General features: G+C 43.8%; 1 protein-coding gene. It reads right to left on the bottom strand.

Annotated features, from left to right (window positions below; translation table 11 throughout):
* Positions 1 to 972, bottom strand: a 972-nt coding sequence (locus A3739_RS12960) for an NADP-dependent isocitrate dehydrogenase (RefSeq protein WP_197472302.1), incomplete at both ends; no start/stop codon positions are given.

Here is a 972-nt window from a genome sequence, read left to right on the forward strand (position 1 = left end):
ATCATTGCGGGCATAGAAGCATCAACGATCACGTCGCTAGGAACGTGTAAGTTTGAAATACCCTTGTCTGAATCAACCATAGCGAGTTCAGGACGATCTTCGTAACACTTACGAATATCTTCTTCAATTTCAGAACGCTGCGAATATGGAAGAGACTGAATTTTCTGGTGAACATTGCTTAAACCATTGTTCGCGTTCACACCGAGCTTTTCAAAGGTTTCTGCGTGCTTTTCAAAGACTTCTTTAAAATATACTTTTACAGCATGGCCAAAGACGATCGGGTGAGAGACTTTCATCATGGTCGCTTTTACGTGCAACGAGAACAAAATGTTAGCGCGTTTCGCACCTTCCATTTCGGCTTCGAAGAAATCGCATAGCGCTCTCACACTCATAAACATGCCATCGATGACTTCGCCGTCAAGCAGCGCTAGATTCTCTTTGAGATTTTTCTTTTGACCATCTTTGGTTTCAAGCTCAATGCGAACATTACAAGCTTTATCAATAATCGTAGACTTCTCGTTATGGTAAAAGTCGTTATCCCACATGTGCGCTACGTGCGTGCGTGACGCCTGGCTCCACTTACCCATTGAGTGAGGATTTTTGCGTGCATACGCTTTAACCGCTTTTGGCGCTCTTCGATCAGAGTTCCCCTCACGTAATACAGGGTTTACCGCGCTTCCAAGCACTTTTGCATAACGTGCTTGAATGTCATTTTCTTCATCAGAACTTGGTTCGTCTGGGTATGCAGGTAAATCAAAACCTTGAGATTGAAGCTCCGCAATAGCTGCTTTTAGCTGAGGAATAGACGCGCTCACATTTGGAAGCTTAATGATGTTTGCTTCTTTCTTAAGTGTTAGTTCGCCCAACTCTTTCAACGCATCTGGAACGCGTTGCTCTTCTTTTAAGTTCTCTGGGAAAGCTGCAAGGATTCGAGCAGCAAGTGAGATATCACTTGATTCGACACTGACATCT

This window comes from Oleiphilus sp. HI0067, from assembly GCF_001635735.1.